The organism is Burkholderia sp. 9120 (assembly GCF_000745015.1).
Classification (GTDB): Bacteria; Pseudomonadota; Gammaproteobacteria; order Burkholderiales; family Burkholderiaceae; genus Paraburkholderia.
Genome location: NZ_JQNA01000002.1, coordinates 6,560,163 through 6,576,898, shown reverse-complemented (window position 1 = coordinate 6,576,898; position 16,736 = coordinate 6,560,163). Strand labels below are relative to the sequence as shown.

The following is a 16,736-nucleotide window of genomic DNA, read 5'->3' as shown; positions in this document are numbered from 1 at the left end:
GCTAAAGCGCTAACGCGGGTCGAGAGAGAGACACACCCTGTTATAGGATCAAGCCTTACGGGCAATTAGTATCAGTTAGCTTAACGCATTACTGCGCTTCCACACCTGACCTATCAACGTCCTGGTCTTGAACGACCCTTCAAGGGGCTCGAAGCCCCGGGGATATCTCATCTTAAGGCGAGTTTCCCGCTTAGATGCTTTCAGCGGTTATCTCTTCCGAACATAGCTACCCGGCGATGCCACTGGCGTGACAACCGGTACACCAGAGGTTCGTCCACTCCGGTCCTCTCGTACTAGGAGCAGCCCCCTTCAAATATCCAGCGCCCACGGCAGATAGGGACCAAACTGTCTCACGACGTTTTAAACCCAGCTCACGTACCTCTTTAAATGGCGAACAGCCATACCCTTGGGACCGGCTACAGCCCCAGGATGAGATGAGCCGACATCGAGGTGCCAAACACCGCCGTCGATATGAACTCTTGGGCGGTATCAGCCTGTTATCCCCAGAGTACCTTTTATCCGTTGAGCGATGGCCCTTCCATACAGAACCACCGGATCACTATGACCTGCTTTCGCACCTGCTCGACTTGTCGGTCTCGCAGTTAAGCACGCTTATGCCATTGCACTATCAGCACGATTTCCGACCGTACCTAGCGTACCTTCGTACTCCTCCGTTACACTTTGGGAGGAGACCGCCCCAGTCAAACTGCCTACCATGCACTGTCCCCCGATCCGGATTACGGACCAAGGTTAGAACCTCAAACAAACCAGGGTGGTATTTCAAGGATGGCTCCACGCAGACTGGCGTCCACGCTTCATAGCCTCCCACCTATCCTACACAGATCGGTTCAAAGTCCAATGCAAAGCTACAGTAAAGGTTCATGGGGTCTTTCCGTCTAGCCGCGGGGAGATTGCATCATCACAAACACTTCAACTTCGCTGAGTCTCGGGAGGAGACAGTGTGGCCATCGTTACGCCATTCGTGCAGGTCGGAACTTACCCGACAAGGAATTTCGCTACCTTAGGACCGTTATAGTTACGGCCGCCGTTTACCGGGACTTCAATCAAGAGCTTGCACCCCCATCATTTAATCTTCCGGCACCGGGCAGGCGTCACACCCTATACGTCCACTTTCGTGTTTGCAGAGTGCTGTGTTTTTATTAAACAGTCGCAGCCACCAGTTTATTGCAACCCCTTCACCCTACGCGCGCAGGCGCATCAGGCTACAGGGGCGTACCTTATCCCGAAGTTACGGTACCAATTTGCCGAGTTCCTTCTCCCGAGTTCTCTCAAGCGCCTTAGAATACTCATCTCGCCCACCTGTGTCGGTTTGCGGTACGGTCTTGTTAAACTGAAGCTTAGAGGCTTTTCTTGGAACCACTTCCGATTGCTTCTTCACCTAGGTGAATGGCCTCGCACCCTTGAATTCCGCGCCCGGATTTGCCTAAGCGCCTTCTCCAATGCAAGGACCGGGACTTCCAACACCCGGACAACCTTCCGCGATCCGTCCCCCCATCGCATTTAACAATGGTGCAGGAATATTAACCTGCTTCCCATCAGCTACGCATTTCTGCCTCGCCTTAGGGGCCGACTCACCCTACGCCGATGAACGTTGCGTAGGAAACCTTGGGCTTACGGCGAGGGGGCTTTTCACCCCCTTTATCGCTACTCATGTCAGCATTCGCACTTCCGATACCTCCAGCGCACTTTTCAATGCACCTTCGCAGGCTTACGGAACGCTCTCCTACCATGCACATAAATGTGCATCCGCAGCTTCGGTATATTGCTTAGCCCCGTTACATCTTCCGCGCAGGACGACTCGATCAGTGAGCTATTACGCTTTCTTTAAAGGATGGCTGCTTCTAAGCCAACCTCCTGACTGTTTTAGCCTTCCCACTTCGTTTCCCACTTAGCAATATTTGGGGACCTTAGCTGGCGGTCTGGGTTGTTTCCCTCTTGACACCGGACGTTAGCACCCGATGTCTGTCTCCCGTGATTGCACTCTTCGGTATTCGGAGTTTGCTATGGCGTAGTAATCCGCAATGGACCCCACAACCATGACAGTGCTCTACCCCCGAAGGTGATACACGAGGCACTACCTAAATAGTTTTCGGAGAGAACCAGCTATTTCCAGGTTTGTTTAGCCTTTCACCCCTATCCACAGCTCATCCCCTAACTTTTCAACGTTAGTGGGTTCGGACCTCCAGTACGTGTTACCGCACCTTCATCCTGGCCATGGATAGATCACCTGGTTTCGGGTCTACACCCAGCGACTGAATCGCCCTGTTCGGACTCGCTTTCGCTACGCCTGCCCTAATCGGTTAAGCTTGCCACTGAATGTAAGTCGCTGACCCATTATACAAAAGGTACGCAGTCACCCCTCAAGGAGGCTCCTACTGTTTGTATGCATGCGGTTTCAGGATCTATTTCACTCCCCTCCCGGGGTTCTTTTCGCCTTTCCCTCACGGTACTGGTTCACTATCGGTCGATCACGAGTATTTAGCCTTGGAGGATGGTCCCCCCATCTTCAGACAGGATTTCACGTGTCCCGCCCTACTTGTCGTACACCTAGTTCTTCCTCGCTGTTTTCGTCTACAGGGCTATCACCTGCTATGGCGGCACTTTCCAGAGCCTTCGACTAACAATGAAGATAAAGAGTACAGGCTGATCCCATTTCGCTCGCCACTACTCTGGGAATCTCGGTTGATTTCTTTTCCTGCGGTTACTTAGATGTTTCAGTTCACCGCGTTCGCTTCGCATGACCTATGTATTCAGTCATGGATACTCCATTCGGAGTGGGTTTCCCCATTCGGACATCTACGGATCAAAGCTCGTTTGCCAGCTCCCCGTAGCTTTTCGCAGGCTACCGCGTCCTTCATCGCCTGTGATCGCCAAGGCATCCACCACATGCACTTGTTCGCTTGACCCTATAACGGGTGTGTCTCATACCGCGTTCACTGGGAACGCAGCGCGGGTCACATCGTTACAGGTTGAGTATTCGTGTTGCGCCGTATTCCAAGGCAATCTTTCGATCACCTTTTCATACATTGATACAATCACAACCCTGATTCACCTACTCACACACCCATCTCTAGATATGCTTTCGTGAATCTCTTTACTACTTCTTCCTGATTGTTAAAGAACGACAGCCGATATCATGGTTGCTATAACCACGTATCACTCTGACTGGCTCAATCGCCAATGCAAAGTACTCTGCGCATTACCTGCTCGCAGAACACTATGCACTGAAGATTGTCCATTCAGAATCACAGCCGATAAGCGTGAGCGCTCAACGTTCGACACGTTCAGCTCTAGAAAGGAGGTGATCCAGCCGCACCTTCCGATACGGCTACCTTGTTACGACTTCACCCCAGTCATGAATCCCACCGTGGTAAGCGCCCTCCTTGCGGTTAGGCTACCTACTTCTGGTGAAACCCACTCCCATGGTGTGACGGGCGGTGTGTACAAGACCCGGGAACGTATTCACCGCGGCATGCTGATCCGCGATTACTAGCGATTCCAGCTTCACGCACTCGAGTTGCAGAGTGCGATCCGGACTACGATCGGTTTTCTGGGATTGGCTCCACCTCGCGGCTTGGCAACCCTCTGTTCCGACCATTGTATGACGTGTGAAGCCCTACCCATAAGGGCCATGAGGACTTGACGTCATCCCCACCTTCCTCCGGTTTGTCACCGGCAGTCTCCCTGGAGTGCTCTTGCGTAGCAACTAGGGACAAGGGTTGCGCTCGTTGCGGGACTTAACCCAACATCTCACGACACGAGCTGACGACAGCCATGCAGCACCTGTGTTATGGCTCCCTTTCGGGCACATCCACCTCTCGGCAGACTTCCATACATGTCAAGGGTAGGTAAGGTTTTTCGCGTTGCATCGAATTAATCCACATCATCCACCGCTTGTGCGGGTCCCCGTCAATTCCTTTGAGTTTTAATCTTGCGACCGTACTCCCCAGGCGGTCAACTTCACGCGTTAGCTACGTTACTAAGTCAATGAAGACCCAACAACTAGTTGACATCGTTTAGGGCGTGGACTACCAGGGTATCTAATCCTGTTTGCTCCCCACGCTTTCGTGCATGAGCGTCAGTATTGGCCCAGGGGGCTGCCTTCGCCATCGGTATTCCTCCACATCTCTACGCATTTCACTGCTACACGTGGAATTCTACCCCCCTCTGCCATACTCTAGCCCGCCAGTCACAAATGCAGTTCCCAGGTTAAGCCCGGGGATTTCACATCTGTCTTAGCGGACCGCCTGCGCACGCTTTACGCCCAGTAATTCCGATTAACGCTTGCACCCTACGTATTACCGCGGCTGCTGGCACGTAGTTAGCCGGTGCTTATTCTTCCGGTACCGTCATCCTCCCGCCGTATTAGGACAGAAGTTTTCTTTCCGGACAAAAGTGCTTTACAACCCGAAGGCCTTCTTCACACACGCGGCATTGCTGGATCAGGCTTTCGCCCATTGTCCAAAATTCCCCACTGCTGCCTCCCGTAGGAGTCTGGGCCGTGTCTCAGTCCCAGTGTGGCTGGTCGTCCTCTCAGACCAGCTACAGATCGTCGCCTTGGTAGGCCTTTACCCCACCAACTAGCTAATCTGCCATCGGCCGCCCCTGTAGCGAGAGGTCCTAAGATCCCCCCCTTTCCTCCGTAGAGCGTATGCGGTATTAATCCGGCTTTCGCCGGGCTATCCCCCACTACAGGACACGTTCCGATGTATTACTCACCCGTTCGCCACTCGCCACCAGGGTTACCCCCGTGCTGCCGTTCGACTTGCATGTGTAAGGCATGCCGCCAGCGTTCAATCTGAGCCAGGATCAAACTCTTCAGTTCAAACCTGTTACTGTTTTTCGGTTCCGTTAAGAACCGGTCGCTCACTCAACGTACTGACGAATTGTTCGATCGTCTTTCGACAGTCAAACCTTCCTTTCATTACTGTGTGAGACTTGATACTTTCGCTTTGCGGCAGATCCCGAAAGATCCGCCTCGCGTCTCGCATCAAGCGCCCACACTTATCGGCTGTTAATTTTTAAAGATCATTTTGCTCAGAAGCTCTGCTTTCTTCGCGTCCGTCATCTAACGGGAGGCGAATTATGCAGACTGAGATTTCATTGGTCAACCCTATTCGCGAAATATTTTTTTCACGGCCTTTTCGCCGTCTCGCTCAAGTTCTTCAACATGAGTCTCGCTTCCAGTCCGCCGCCCTCGCGATTGTGCAGAGAGAGGGTCGCGTCCATTGCGAGAGCGAGTTGTCTTGCGATGGCGAGACCAAGACCGGTTCCCCCCGTATTGCGATTACGCGATGCTTCGAGTCGGAAGAACGGTTCGAATACGGCCTCCAGCGACTCGGCGGGAATACCGGGGCCGCGGTCCGACACGGTGATCGTGGCCTGCCCATCGTGCAACACCGCGACCTGGATCTCGGCGGCGCCGCTGAACTTCAATGCGTTGTCCACGAGATTACCGACAATGCGACGCAACGCCTGGGGCCGCGTCATGATCGGCGCGCCGAACGATCCCTGCAACGACACCGACTGTCCGGCGTCGACGTAGTCGCACACCAGGCTGTCGAATAGCGCGTCGGGATCAATACGGCAGCGCACCTCCGTCGCGCCGTGCAACGTCCGCGCGTACGTCACGCCCTCCTTCACCAACGCTTCCATTTCCTGCAGATCCTGACGCAGTTTCGCGCCTTCAGGTTCGCCTTCCATCACGTCAACGCGCAATCGCATACGGGTGATCGGTGTTTGCAGGTCGTGCGAGATCGCCGCGAGAATCTGCATGCGTTCGGTCATGTACATCGCGATGCGGTCCTGCATGGCGTTGAACGCTCGCGCGGCGCGCGCCACTTCGGACGGCCCTTTCTCCGACAACCTCGCCGCCTTCAGATCGGGGCCGAGCATATCGGCGGCGACGGCCAATTCATGCAGCGGACGTGTCGCCAATCGCACCGCCAGCCAGCAGCACGCAATCAGCACGATCAATTGCAGCAGCAAGCCGGATAACAGCCAACCGGACAGCGGCGCGCTCGACATGGGCCGCAGATCGATCGTCAACGGCGCGCCGTCCGAGAGCTTCAGATGAACCTGCAAGCGCTCGTCGTCGCCTGGCACCGCATTGACCGTCAGCGGATAGTTGGTCCCGATCCCATCGGAAATGGAGGCGGCAATTCGTGCCGACAAATTCGCATCGACCGGGCCGCCGCTCACGCCAGGCCCGAGAATAAATTCGTAGCTGCGCCGCGCGAGACGCGGCAACCATTGCGCGCGCTCATTGGCCGGCAAATGATCGAGCAACGCGACCGAACTCGTCACTTCCCGTTCGATATAACCAGTCATGATGTTCGTCATCGTCTGGTCGCGTTCGGTCATGGTGAGCCAGAACGACAACGCCTGCGCCGACGCCAGACCAATGAAAAGAATCACCGTCAGCCGCGCGAACAGCGAGCGCGGCCAATGCAGCCAGGCACGCGCGTTCATTGCTCGTCCTCGATCACGTTGACCGCCGCGGAAAACACATAACCCTCGCTGCGCAGCGTCTTGATGTAACGCGGCTCGCGAGCCACGTCGCGCAGGCGCTGACGCAAGCGGCTCACCATCAGATCGATCGAGCGGTCGAACTGATCGGCTTGCCGACCCTGGGTCAGATTGAGCAACTGATCGCGCGTCAACACGCGCTGCGGATGATCGAGAAACACACGCAGCAACCGGTATTCCGCGCCGCTCAACGCGACCATGGTGCCCTCCGCGTCGAGCAGATGGCGCGCGGTCGTATCGAGCCGCCAGTCGCCGAATCCCAGCATCTGCGAGGACTCCGAGACCTGCATGCCGGGCGGCAGCATGCGCGCGCGGCGCAGTACCGCGCGAATCCGCGCAAGCAGTTCGCGCACGGCAAACGGCTTGGGCAGATAGTCGTCCGCGCCCATTTCCAGACCGAGAATACGGTCGGCTTCTTCATTACGAGCGGTCAGCATCAGCACGGGCACCGACCGGAACTTGCTGGCCCGCAGTTCGCGGCACAGCACCAGGCCATCTTCACCCGGCATCATCAGATCGAGCACGATCAGATCCGGCGCGCCGTGCTCCAGCGCGGCATGCATCTGCCGTCCGTTGGCCGCGAGCGAGACGCGCATGCCATTCTTCTCGAGGTAGCCGGCAATCAGTTCGCGAATGCCGCGATCGTCGTCGACGATCAGTACATGGTCGGTCGTGTCCATCAACGCATCATCTCTTTTGACGTTTCACCTGCACCCGGCTCGAATTGAGCAACGAACACTGCACCGGGTGCACTAATTCCGCGGCCAGGCCGCCTGCCACGAAGGCGATGATCGACAGCAGCCGCCTCATGCGTCCTCCACCACGGACAGGCTGGCGCCGTTGGCAACACCGGCTTCCAGCGTATACGGGTCGATCCCGTCAAGGCAACCGATATTGGCGCGCCACAGCAGCGGGTCTTTACGCGTCTGATGAAACGGGTAGATACCGCAATGGCGGCAGAAATAGTGCTTCGCCACCCGCGTGTTGAACTGGTACAGCGTGAGGTCCTCTTCGCCCTGAAGAATCGTCAATTCATTCGCGGGGAACAGCGGCGTCATCAGCGCGCCCTTGCGGCGGCACAGGCTGCAATTGCAGCGCCCGGCGGGCTCGATCGGGGCACGAATTTCGAATTTGACGGCCCCGCAATGGCAGGACCCTTTCAATACATTGGCGCTCATACAGCTCTCCGTGATCAGGCAATGACTGCTTTATAGCGCGGCTTGCCGGGTGATTTGTGTCGCAATGTATCTGCCCTGTCGCCAGACACAAAACATTGCACCGGGACACACCCGCCGACACAAGCCAGATACCCGCGAACGCTTCAATAAGGCCATGCGATCAACGGCACGACGGCCATGAGTTCTTCTCCGCTACGCCGTTCGATCCGCAAGCAGGTCTGCCGGATGGCGCCTGCATTCACCACTTACTACTCGCCCCGAAAGGACTACGACATGCTGAATCTCAATCGACTGAAAACGCTGGCCATGACCGCCGCATTCGCCGCCACCGCGGTCACCGGTACGGCCGCCATCGCGGAGCCGCTCAAGACGGGCCCTCGCGCGCCGGAGTTCACCGGCATCAGCACATGGCTGAACAGCGATCCGCTCACGATCCAGAAACTGCGCGGCAAGGTCGTGCTGGTCGATTTCTGGACCTACACCTGCATCAACTGCATCAACACGCTGCCGTACGTGAAAAGCTGGAATCAGAAGTACAAGGATCAGGGACTCACGGTAATCGGCGTCCACACCCCCGAGTACCCGTTCGAGCGCGATACGGATAACGTCAAGACCGCCATCAAGCGTTTCGGCATTACCTATCCGGTCGCGCAGGACAACCAGTATGCAACGTGGAGCGCTTACAACAACCAGTACTGGCCCGCGTTCTATCTGATCGACAGGAAAGGCCAGCTGGTCTACACGCACTTCGGCGAAGGCGACTACGCCAAGACCGAAGCGGCCATTCAGGCACTGCTTGCGCAGAAAGAGTAAAGCGCAAATGGTCGAACGGGCCGCAGCGATAAACCTATCGCTGCGGCCCGTTTTTTATGAGCGACTCGCCCGAGTCGCTCACCGTATTAAAGATGGGCAACGTCGATCACCGCATCGGCGAACGCTTTCGGCGCTTCCTGCGGCAGGTTATGGCCGATACCGCCGCCAATGTTGCGATGCGCGTACTTGCCGGTGAACTTCTTCGCGTACGCAGCCGGATCGGGATGCGGCGCGCCGTTGGCGTCGCCTTCCATGGTGATGGTCGGCACGGCAATAGTCGGCGCCGTGGCGAGACGCTTCTCCAGCTCGTCGTATTGCGGCTCGCCCTTGACCAGCCCCAAACGCCAGCGATAGTTGTGAATCACCACCGCGACATGGTCCGGATTGTTGAACGACTCGGCCGAACGCTCGAACGTCGCGTCGTCGAAATTCCATTTCGGCGAGGCCGTGTGCCAGATCAGTTTGTTGAAGTCGTGGCGGTTCGCTTCATAACCCGCATAGCCGCGTTCCGTGGCGAAATAGAACTGATACCACCAGGCCAGTTCCGCTTTCGGCGGCAACGGCGTGCGATTCGCTTCCTGGCTGCCGATCAGATAGCCGCTCACCGATACCATCGCCTTGCATCGCTCCGGCCACAGTGCCGCAATGATGTTCACCGTGCGCGCGCCCCAGTCGAAGCCGCCGAAAATCGCCTTGTCGATCTTCAGCGCATCCATCAGCGCGATGATGTCCACGGCGACCACCGCCTGCTGCCCGTTGCGCGGCGTATCCGCGGACAGGAACCGCGTGGTGCCGTAGCCGCGCAGATACGGCACGATGACGCGATAGCCGGCCGCCGCGAGCAACGGCGTGACTTCAGCGAAACTGTAGATGTCGTAAGGCCAGCCGTGCAGAAGAATCACCACCGGACCATGACGCGGACCGGCTTCCGCGTAGCCCATGCTAAGCGTGCCGATGTTGACCTGCTTCAGGTTGTCGAACGACACGAGGCGGGACCCCGCCGGCGTGTCGTTGGACTGCGCGTTGGCGATTCCGCTCAGGCCCAGTTCCAGCAGGCTGAGCCCCGCAATCGTCGTGCCGAGCAAACGACGGCGCCGGGTATTGATCTGATCCGACATGGCTAATTCCCCTAATGTAGTTGCGCTTTGAAAAGCCCATTCGTTGTTGAAGAAACGAACTGGCCTTGAAACCCTTGAAACCATTAGACGCCGCGGACGTATCCCGCTTATGTCGGGAAAGAGCCCTGGTGAATCCTTATGTACCGTACGACGCTACGGATACAGTGCGATACAAACCCACGACAACGCCGCGCGGTTTTTCAGTCCGGCACGCTCTCGCGACTGAACGCCTCCATCTCGCGGATCAGGCTTTGCGCGGCCAGTTCGACCAGCGCGCCGCCCCGCTCCTGCGAAGCTTGACCCGGATCGGAGCCCATCCGTCCATCGGCAAAGCGCGCGCGAAAATCGAGCGCTTCGCGGATCGGCCCCGACGGCGCGATCTGCGGACTGTAGGCCGCGTGCCTGATCGACTCGGGCAGCGCCCATTGCGTAATCGCGATCTCGGACGGCGTGGCATGCGCGCCGTGCCCGGTCGGAAATTGCTCGCGCGCCAGTTCGCCGACGCCTTCGAGGTCCCACCAGTTGCACAGCTTCAGCGCGAAGCCCGCGCGACGCCGCGCGAAGCTGGCCTCGGCATACAGTTCGGAGAATGCGGCTTCGATCGACGCGATGTTGCCGCCATGACCGTTCAGAAACAGGATCTTCTCGAAGCCGTGCAGCGCGAGCGATCGGGTCCAGTCGCCAATGGCGGCAATGAAGGTCGACGGTCGCAGCGAAATGGTGCCCGCGAACGCGAGGTGATGCTGCGCCATGCCGATGTTGAAGGTCGGCGCGATCAGCAGGTCGGCGCGTTTCTCGGCTTCGTACGCGATGATTTGCGGGCACAACCAGTCGGTGCCCAGCAGGCCCGTGGGACCGTGTTGTTCGTTCGAACCGATCGGCACGACGATCGAGCGGCTGCGTGTCAGGTATTGGCCGACTTCGGCCCAGGTCGACAGATGTAAAAGCATTTGAGGTTCTCCGCTTCGCCGTTTCCGGGTGGAATACGGCATGTTGAGTCGCTTGGGGATGCGGGTTTATCGGCGCGGTTTGTACCTGCGCATCGCATCACGTCAACGGCGGCCGCTTAACGGCCAACAACCCATACAACAACCCTGCACCGCACAACGCCAGCGCCGCCACGATCAACAGACCGAGATGCAGATTGCCGGTCGCCGTCCTGGCCCAGCCGAGAATGGCCGGCCCCCAGAATCCACCGGACAGGCCGATCGTATTGATCAGCGCAATGCCGCCCGCGGCCGCATCGCCTTTGATGTGTTCGGACGGAACCGCCCAGAACACGGTATAGGCCATCCAGAGCGAGGCCGTGGCAAGTGTCAGCAGCGCGAGCGTGACGAACAGATGGCCGTCGCTGAGCACCACCGCACACAACAACAACGCCGCGAGCAGCGCCGGCACCGAACTGTGGTAGCGCCGTTCGCCGCGTGCGTCCGAGCGACGGCCGATATAGACCATGCCGAACGCAGCGCCGATATAAGGAATCGCCGCGTACCAGCCGAGTCGGATCGTGTCGTCCACCCCTTGCGATTTGACGATGGTGGGCAGCCAGAAGCTCATCGCATAGATCGACGCGATGATGCAGAAATAGGCACAAGCGAGCAGATAGATCTTCGGGTTGCGCGCTACGTCCCTGAACGAATGACGGCCCTCCGGGACCGGACCCAGTTCGGCCGCGAGCAGACGCTTCTCGTCGTCGCTTAGCCACCTGGCGTCGGCGGGCCGATCCGACAGCACGAACAGCGTCAGCACGCCCATCACGATGCAGGGCAAGCCTTCGGCGAGGAACATCCACTGCCAGCCGGCCAGACCGGCGGTGCCGGCGAGGCGCGTCATCAGCCAGGCCGACAACGGCCCACCGACAATCCCGCCGATCGGCCCGGCAAGAAACACAATCGCGATCGCCCGCGCCATACGCGTGGGACCGTACCAGCGCGACAGATAGAAGATCATGCCCGGCGCGAAACCGGCTTCGAAGATGCCGAGCAGAAAGCGCATGCCGTAGAACATCGGCACGTTGCGAACGAACAGCATGCAGGCCGACGTAATGCCCCACAGCACGAGGATGCGGAAAAACGTTTTGCGCGCGCCGATCTTCGGCAGCATCAGGTTGCTCGGCAACTCGAACAGCACGTAGCCGAGAAAGAAAATGCCGGCGCCGACACCGTAGGCGGCGTCGGAAAAACCGAGGTCGCTTTGCATCTGCAACTTCGCGAAGCCGACGTTGACGCGATCCAGATAAGCGAACAGATAGCAGACCAGCAGAAACGGCAGCAGCCGCCAGTTGAGCCGGTCATAGAGGGCGGACACTTCGTCGCCTGCGAGTGCGGTCTGAGTTGCGGCCATTCCAGTCTCCATTTCAACGTTGTATCCGGCTCATCGTGTAAAGCCAGTTTGGCAACGCCAAATGCAACTAGCAAAAGCAACTAAGTTCACGTATCGTTGCCCACAGAGCAACACTAGCCTCGGCCCAAACGGAAGCGAAACGCCCGACCATGCGCGAAATCAATCAGCAACGCCTGCGGTATTTCCATGAAGTGCTGACGCACGGCACGATTCGCGGCGCGGCGGACAGCCTCAACACGTCGCCGTCCGTGATTACGCGGCAAATCAGGCTGCTGGAGGACGAACTCGGCACGACGCTGTTCGAGCGTCAGGCGCGCGGCGTCAAGCCCACCGAGGCGGCGGCGCATCTGCTCGAATTCTGGCGCGGCTACCGGTCGCAACAGGAAAAGCTCGAAGACCGGCTTCATGCGTTGAAGGGCCTGCAACAGGGGAATGTGCAACTGGCGATCAGCGAGGGCTATATCGACATGCTGGTCGACGAAGTGCTCACGCCGTTCTGTGCGCGCTACCCGAAGCTGGAGATCGGCGTGCAGATGCTGCCCGTCGACGACCTGCTGAACGAAGTGGCGGAAAGCCGCGCGCATATCGGCCTCGCCTACAATCCGCCGCCCGATCCGCGTGTCGAGTATCGGGCCAGTTCGGCGCAGCCCGTGGTGCTGCTGGTGCGGCCCACGCACCCGCTGGCGGTACGAGGTGGCGCGGCCGGCATTCACGAGGTGCTGGCCTATCCGCTGGCCTTGATGCCGGCCACCTTCGGCATCGGTCATGCGGCGAAGATGCTGGAGTTCGCCGAGAACATTGAAATACGCGCCACCCTCACCACGAATTCGCTGACCGGGCTCAAGCGGATCGTCGCGTCCGATAATTTTGTAACCCTGGTCGGCGAGTTCGCCGCGTATCGCGAGATCGCGGCCGGCGAGCTGACGATCGTGCCGATCGACCATCCCCTGTTTCGCGGCGCCAAGGCGCGCGTGCTCGTCAAATCCGGCCGGCCGCTGGTGGCCGCCGCGCACGAACTGCTCGAGTGGATCTTGCGCCGCATGAGCATGTTCGCGCAGCAAGACGACGCCAAACGCGCTTAGGCACGCCGACGCCGACCCAGTCCCAGGCTTGCCCCTTTGTATCGCAACGTATCTACTGGGTAGATCGATACACACGCTTGCAGAAACCGGGCTTCACGGAAACAGGCGGGATACATCGGCGCGTTCCAATACGCCCACGCGGAGCGCACTCCGCGTGGCAGGTTGTCTCCACTCGCCCAGCGTTCAACAACAGCAGCGCCTTCAGCGACGAGACTCCTTCCGACAAACTGCCTTTCCTCCCATCGGAAATCGTATGCCCAACACCACCCTTCCCGAATCGCCGTCACGCCGCCGCTTTGTCGGCGTCGCGGCGGCGGCCGTTGCCGCGGGCTCGCTGAGTCAGCTCGCTTTTGCCGACGGCAATCAGTCCATTACCGACATCGCGACGCCGCCGGGAGGCGACAAAACCGCGCTTCGTCCGCTTCGTATTCACGTGCCGGAATCGCAGCTCAGCGACCTGCGGCGACGCATCAAAGCGACGCGTTGGCCGGACCGTGAGATCGTCAACGACGACTCGCAAGGCGTGCCGCTCGCCACGATTCAGACGCTCGCGCAACATTGGGCGACCGATTACGACTGGCGCAAATGCGAGGCGAAACTGAACGCGCTGCCGAATTTCGTCACCGAAATCGACGGGCTCGACATTCATTTCATCCACGTCCGGTCGAAACACGAAAACGCGATGCCGCTGATCGTCACGCATGGCTGGCCTGGCTCGGTGATCGAACAGCTCAAGATCATCGATCCGCTGACCAATCCGACCGCGCATGGCGCGAGCGCATCGGACGCGTTTCATCTGGTCATTCCGTCGCTGCCGGGCTACGGCTTTTCCGGCAAGCCCACCACGATCGGCTGGGGTCCGGAGCGCACCGCGCGCGCGTGGGTCTTACTGATGAAGCGCCTCGGCTACGCGAAATTCGCGGCGCAAGGCGGCGACCTCGGCGGGATCGTGGCGAACGTCATGGCGAAGCAGGCGCCGCCGGAATTGATGGGCATTCACGTCAACTTCCCCGCGACGATTCCCCCGGACATCGCCAAGGCGCTTCAGGTCAACGATCCGCCGCCCGCCGGTCTTTCCGCCGACGAAAGGCTCGCCTACGACCAGTTAAGCGCCTTATCCAGGCGACGCGCCTACGCATTGGAGCAGGGCACGCGTCCACAAACGCTCTACGGTCTGGCCGACTCACCCATTGCATTGGCAAGCTGGCTGCTCGACCACCCGGACGGTAATGGGCAACCCGCGGCGGCACTCACGTCGGCCGTGCTCGGGCGCACGATCAACGGACACGCCTCAAGCGACGTGACACTGAACGACGTGCTCGACGACATCACGCTGTACTGGCTGACGAATACGGGCGTTTCCGCGGCACGCTTCTATTGGGAGTCGCACTTCAACTTTTACGCCGCCGCCGACGTCTCCATTCCCGCCGCCGTGAGTGCCTTTCCCGGCGAGAACTATCAGGCGCCGAAGAGCTGGTCGGAGCGGGCGTATCACAACCTGATCTATTACAACCGCCCCGAGAAAGGCGGCCATTTCGCCGCATGGGAACAGCCGCAAATCTTCGCTGAAGAAGTGCGGGCGGGCTTAAGACCGCCGCGTACGTAACGGTTTTGACATGGCGCGGAGAGTCGCTTTTCGCGCCATGTCCTCGTGCTGTTCCGATTCACCGCCTCATGAGTTTGTATCGCACTGTATCCCGCGAAAACACAGACACACACCGATTCAAAACACCCCTCGACCAGACACAAGCCAGATACCTCCAGACGTTCCAATACACCCATGCCGAACACAGATGCATCGCCGGACACCACAGACCCGGCAAGCACTGCAAGTTGCCGGCAGGCCCTATTCAACGCTCGAGGTATTCATCATGAAATCGTTCGCTCAAGTCGCTCAAGCCGCTCTCGTCGCCGTCGCGCTCGCCGCTCCGCTCGCTTCGTTCGCCCAGTCGAATCAACCCGTCACCCGTGCTCAGGTTCGCGCGGAACTGGTGCAACTGGAACAGGCCGGCTACAACCCGTCGCGCAGTTCGGACACGACCTATCCCGCCGACATCCTCGCCGCCGAGGCACGCGTCGCCGCACAGAATGGCGGGAACACGGGCGTGGGCGGTACGCACAGCAGCTCGTCGGAATCCGGCGCGCGGGTCACTTCGCACGCGCAAGCTTTCGACGGTTTGAAGCCGGTGTATTTCGGCCAGTAAGTCATACGGCGGCCGTGGACGCGCCGCGCGCGGACCGGCCGCTGAGCCCGCATTGCCAACTCAACTGGAGCAAACCCTCATGACCCGCATCGAAAATGTGCTGTACACCGCGAAGACCCACACGACCGGCGGACGCGACGGCGCCGCGCGCAGTTCAGACAACCGGCTCGACATCGAACTCTCGTCCCCGGGTTCCTCGGGCGCGGGCACGAACCCGGAGCAACTGTTCGCGGCCGGCTGGTCGGCCTGCTTTATCGGCGCGATGGGCCTCGCCGCCCGCGCGTTGAAAGTGACGCTGCCCGCCGACACCCAGGTCGATGCCGAAGTGGACCTCGGCACCACCGAAGGCGCGTATTTCATCCAGGCGCGCCTGAACGTGAGCCTGCCCGGCCTCGCGCGCGACGTGGCTCAGGCCGTGGTCGACCAGGCGCACCAAACCTGCCCGTATTCCAAGGCCACGCGCGGCAATGTGGACGTCACGATCACGCTCGCCTAGATCACCTCCGAGCGCGCGCCGGCCGTCGCCTCCCACTGCGCCCTGACCGCGTCGATCAGCACCCTGACCTTGCGCGACGGAAACTTCGTCGCGGGAAAAATCGCCTGAATGCTTGCCGGGCCCGTCGTCCAGCCGTCGAGCAAGCGCACCAGGCGACCCGCCGCGACGTCGTGCGCGATCGAGAAATCGGTGAGCAGCGCGACGCCGCCGCCCGCCAGCGTCGCCGCCCGGCACGCCGTGGCGGTATTGGTCAGAAACGCAGTTGGGTAACGCAGGCTGTCCTTGCGTCCATCGCGATGTTCCAGCGCCACCGACAAAGGCCGCGGCAACGTGGCCACCGCGACATACGGCATGCCGGCGAGCGTCGCCAGTTCCGTGTGCTCGCCGTCGGCGCCCGCCACCGCCGGACTCGCCACCATCCACTTGACGAACTCGCCGATCTTCACCGCGCGGTAGTTCGAATCGGCGAGCCGCCCTAACCGGATCGCCACGTCGATCCCCTCGCCCACCAGATCGACGTATTGATCGACGCATTGCAGGTCGACCTCCAGCTCGGGATGCGCGCGCCGCATCTCCACCAGCGCCGGCGCCACGAACAGCGAGCCGTAGTCGATCGGCGCATTCACACGCAGCATGCCGCGCAACGGCCCGACCTCGCCCGCGATCGCCGATAAACCCTCTTCTGCCGCGCGCAGCACCAGACAACTGGCGTCGTAAAAGGTCCGGCCCGCTTCGGTCACGTTGAGCCGCCGCGTGGTCCGCACCAGCAGGCTGGCGCCCACCTCCACCTCCAGCCGCTGCATGTGCTTGCTGACCATGGTTTTCGCGAGGCCGAGCCGCTCGCCCGCGCCGGTCAGCGAGCCGGCTTCCACCACGGCCACGAACACCGCCAGCCGGTTGAGATTCACATCGCGTACGTCAGCCATGACCGATTGTCCATTATCAGGGGATTA

Annotated in this window: 12 protein-coding genes and 2 rRNA genes; 5 read left to right on the top strand and 9 right to left on the bottom strand. The window is 59.8% G+C overall.

The window, feature by feature from the left end; translation table 11 throughout:
* Window positions 1–44: 44 nt before the first annotated feature.
* From FA94_RS37120 to FA94_RS37100, 5 genes are all read right to left on the bottom strand, one after another.
* A 23S ribosomal RNA gene (locus FA94_RS37120) occupies window positions 45–2,927 on the bottom strand.
* Window positions 2,928–3,315: 388 nt separating this feature from the next.
* A 16S ribosomal RNA gene (locus FA94_RS37115) occupies window positions 3,316–4,846 on the bottom strand.
* The 16S and 23S rRNA genes sit together here, the layout of an rRNA operon.
* Window positions 4,847–5,154: 308 nt before the next feature.
* Window positions 5,155–6,492, bottom strand: coding sequence for an ATP-binding protein (locus FA94_RS37110; RefSeq protein ID WP_035561620.1), 1,338 nt, complete (start codon window positions 6,490–6,492; stop codon window positions 5,155–5,157).
* Window positions 6,489–7,229: a response regulator gene (locus FA94_RS37105; RefSeq protein WP_035561617.1), complete on the bottom strand. Its 741-nt coding sequence runs from the start codon at window positions 7,227–7,229 to the stop codon at window positions 6,489–6,491. Before FA94_RS37105 ends, FA94_RS37110 begins: the two co-directional genes overlap by 4 nt.
* Before the next feature lie 126 nt (window positions 7,230–7,355).
* Complete coding sequence (locus FA94_RS37100) at window positions 7,356–7,727, bottom strand: GFA family protein (RefSeq protein WP_035561614.1); 372 nt, start codon at window positions 7,725–7,727, stop codon at window positions 7,356–7,358.
* Between the two features lie 273 nt (window positions 7,728–8,000).
* Between FA94_RS37100 and FA94_RS37095 the strand changes: the two genes are divergently transcribed.
* Complete coding sequence (locus FA94_RS37095; protein WP_035561611.1) at window positions 8,001–8,540, top strand: thioredoxin family protein; 540 nt, start codon at window positions 8,001–8,003, stop codon at window positions 8,538–8,540.
* Between the two features lie 86 nt (window positions 8,541–8,626).
* Here the strand turns inward: FA94_RS37095 and FA94_RS37090 are convergent, their stop codons facing one another.
* The 3 genes from FA94_RS37090 to FA94_RS37080 all read right to left on the bottom strand — a co-directional run bounded on the left by FA94_RS37090 (window position 8,627) and on the right by FA94_RS37080 (window position 12,001).
* On the bottom strand, window positions 8,627–9,658 hold the full coding sequence (locus FA94_RS37090) for an alpha/beta fold hydrolase (protein WP_035561608.1): 1,032 nt from the start codon (window positions 9,656–9,658) through the stop codon (window positions 8,627–8,629).
* A 200-nt stretch (window positions 9,659–9,858) separates the two neighbouring features.
* Complete coding sequence (locus FA94_RS37085; protein ID WP_035561605.1) at window positions 9,859–10,608, bottom strand: creatininase family protein; 750 nt, start codon at window positions 10,606–10,608, stop codon at window positions 9,859–9,861.
* A gap of 97 nt (window positions 10,609–10,705) precedes the next feature.
* Entirely contained in the window at window positions 10,706–12,001 is a 1,296-nt protein-coding gene (locus tag FA94_RS37080) for an MFS transporter (RefSeq protein WP_035561602.1), read from the bottom strand.
* Window positions 12,002–12,150: 149 nt separating this feature from the next.
* Between FA94_RS37080 and FA94_RS37075 the strand changes: the two genes are divergently transcribed.
* From FA94_RS37075 to FA94_RS37060, 4 genes are all read left to right on the top strand, one after another.
* The gene (locus tag FA94_RS37075; RefSeq protein WP_035561599.1) at window positions 12,151–13,083 is read left to right on the top strand and encodes a LysR family transcriptional regulator; all 933 of its coding nucleotides are present in this window, start codon (window positions 12,151–12,153) and stop codon (window positions 13,081–13,083) included.
* Window positions 13,084–13,336: 253 nt separating this feature from the next.
* The gene (locus FA94_RS37070) at window positions 13,337–14,689 is read left to right on the top strand and encodes an epoxide hydrolase family protein (protein ID WP_035561596.1); all 1,353 of its coding nucleotides are present in this window, start codon (window positions 13,337–13,339) and stop codon (window positions 14,687–14,689) included.
* Window positions 14,690–14,954: 265 nt separating this feature from the next.
* Window positions 14,955–15,287 carry a DUF4148 domain-containing protein gene (locus FA94_RS37065; RefSeq protein WP_035561593.1) on the top strand — a complete coding sequence of 111 codons (333 nt, stop codon included), beginning with the start codon at window positions 14,955–14,957 and terminating at the stop codon, window positions 15,285–15,287.
* A gap of 79 nt (window positions 15,288–15,366) precedes the next feature.
* On the top strand, window positions 15,367–15,783 hold the full coding sequence (locus FA94_RS37060; protein WP_035561590.1) for an organic hydroperoxide resistance protein: 417 nt from the start codon (window positions 15,367–15,369) through the stop codon (window positions 15,781–15,783).
* On the opposite strand, the gene FA94_RS37055 is transcribed toward FA94_RS37060, so the two are convergent.
* Complete coding sequence (locus FA94_RS37055; protein WP_035561587.1) at window positions 15,780–16,709, bottom strand: LysR family transcriptional regulator; 930 nt, start codon at window positions 16,707–16,709, stop codon at window positions 15,780–15,782. The genes FA94_RS37060 and FA94_RS37055 overlap by 4 nt on opposite strands.
* Between the last annotated feature and the right edge of the window lie 27 nt (window positions 16,710–16,736).

What these genes read in the sequence shown, in the direction of transcription:
- FA94_RS37105 (WP_035561617.1), bottom strand. Translation starts at nt 7,229, where the DNA reads ATGGACACGACCGACCATGTACTGATCGTCGACGACGATCGCGGCATT.
- FA94_RS37090 (WP_035561608.1), bottom strand. Translation starts at nt 9,658, where the DNA reads ATGTCGGATCAGATCAATACCCGGCGCCGTCGTTTGCTCGGCACGACG.
- FA94_RS37080 (WP_035561602.1), bottom strand. Translation starts at nt 12,001, where the DNA reads ATGGCCGCAACTCAGACCGCACTCGCAGGCGACGAAGTGTCCGCCCTC.
- FA94_RS37095 (WP_035561611.1), top strand. Translation starts at nt 8,001, where the DNA reads ATGCTGAATCTCAATCGACTGAAAACGCTGGCCATGACCGCCGCATTC.
- FA94_RS37075 (WP_035561599.1), top strand. Translation starts at nt 12,151, where the DNA reads ATGCGCGAAATCAATCAGCAACGCCTGCGGTATTTCCATGAAGTGCTG.
- FA94_RS37060 (WP_035561590.1), top strand. Translation starts at nt 15,367, where the DNA reads ATGACCCGCATCGAAAATGTGCTGTACACCGCGAAGACCCACACGACC.
- FA94_RS37085 (WP_035561605.1), bottom strand. Translation starts at nt 10,608, where the DNA reads ATGCTTTTACATCTGTCGACCTGGGCCGAAGTCGGCCAATACCTGACA.
- FA94_RS37055 (WP_035561587.1), bottom strand. Translation starts at nt 16,709, where the DNA reads ATGGCTGACGTACGCGATGTGAATCTCAACCGGCTGGCGGTGTTCGTG.
- FA94_RS37100 (WP_035561614.1), bottom strand. Translation starts at nt 7,727, where the DNA reads ATGAGCGCCAATGTATTGAAAGGGTCCTGCCATTGCGGGGCCGTCAAA.
- FA94_RS37110 (WP_035561620.1), bottom strand. Translation starts at nt 6,492, where the DNA reads ATGAACGCGCGTGCCTGGCTGCATTGGCCGCGCTCGCTGTTCGCGCGG.
- FA94_RS37065 (WP_035561593.1), top strand. Translation starts at nt 14,955, where the DNA reads ATGAAATCGTTCGCTCAAGTCGCTCAAGCCGCTCTCGTCGCCGTCGCG.
- FA94_RS37070 (WP_035561596.1), top strand. Translation starts at nt 13,337, where the DNA reads ATGCCCAACACCACCCTTCCCGAATCGCCGTCACGCCGCCGCTTTGTC.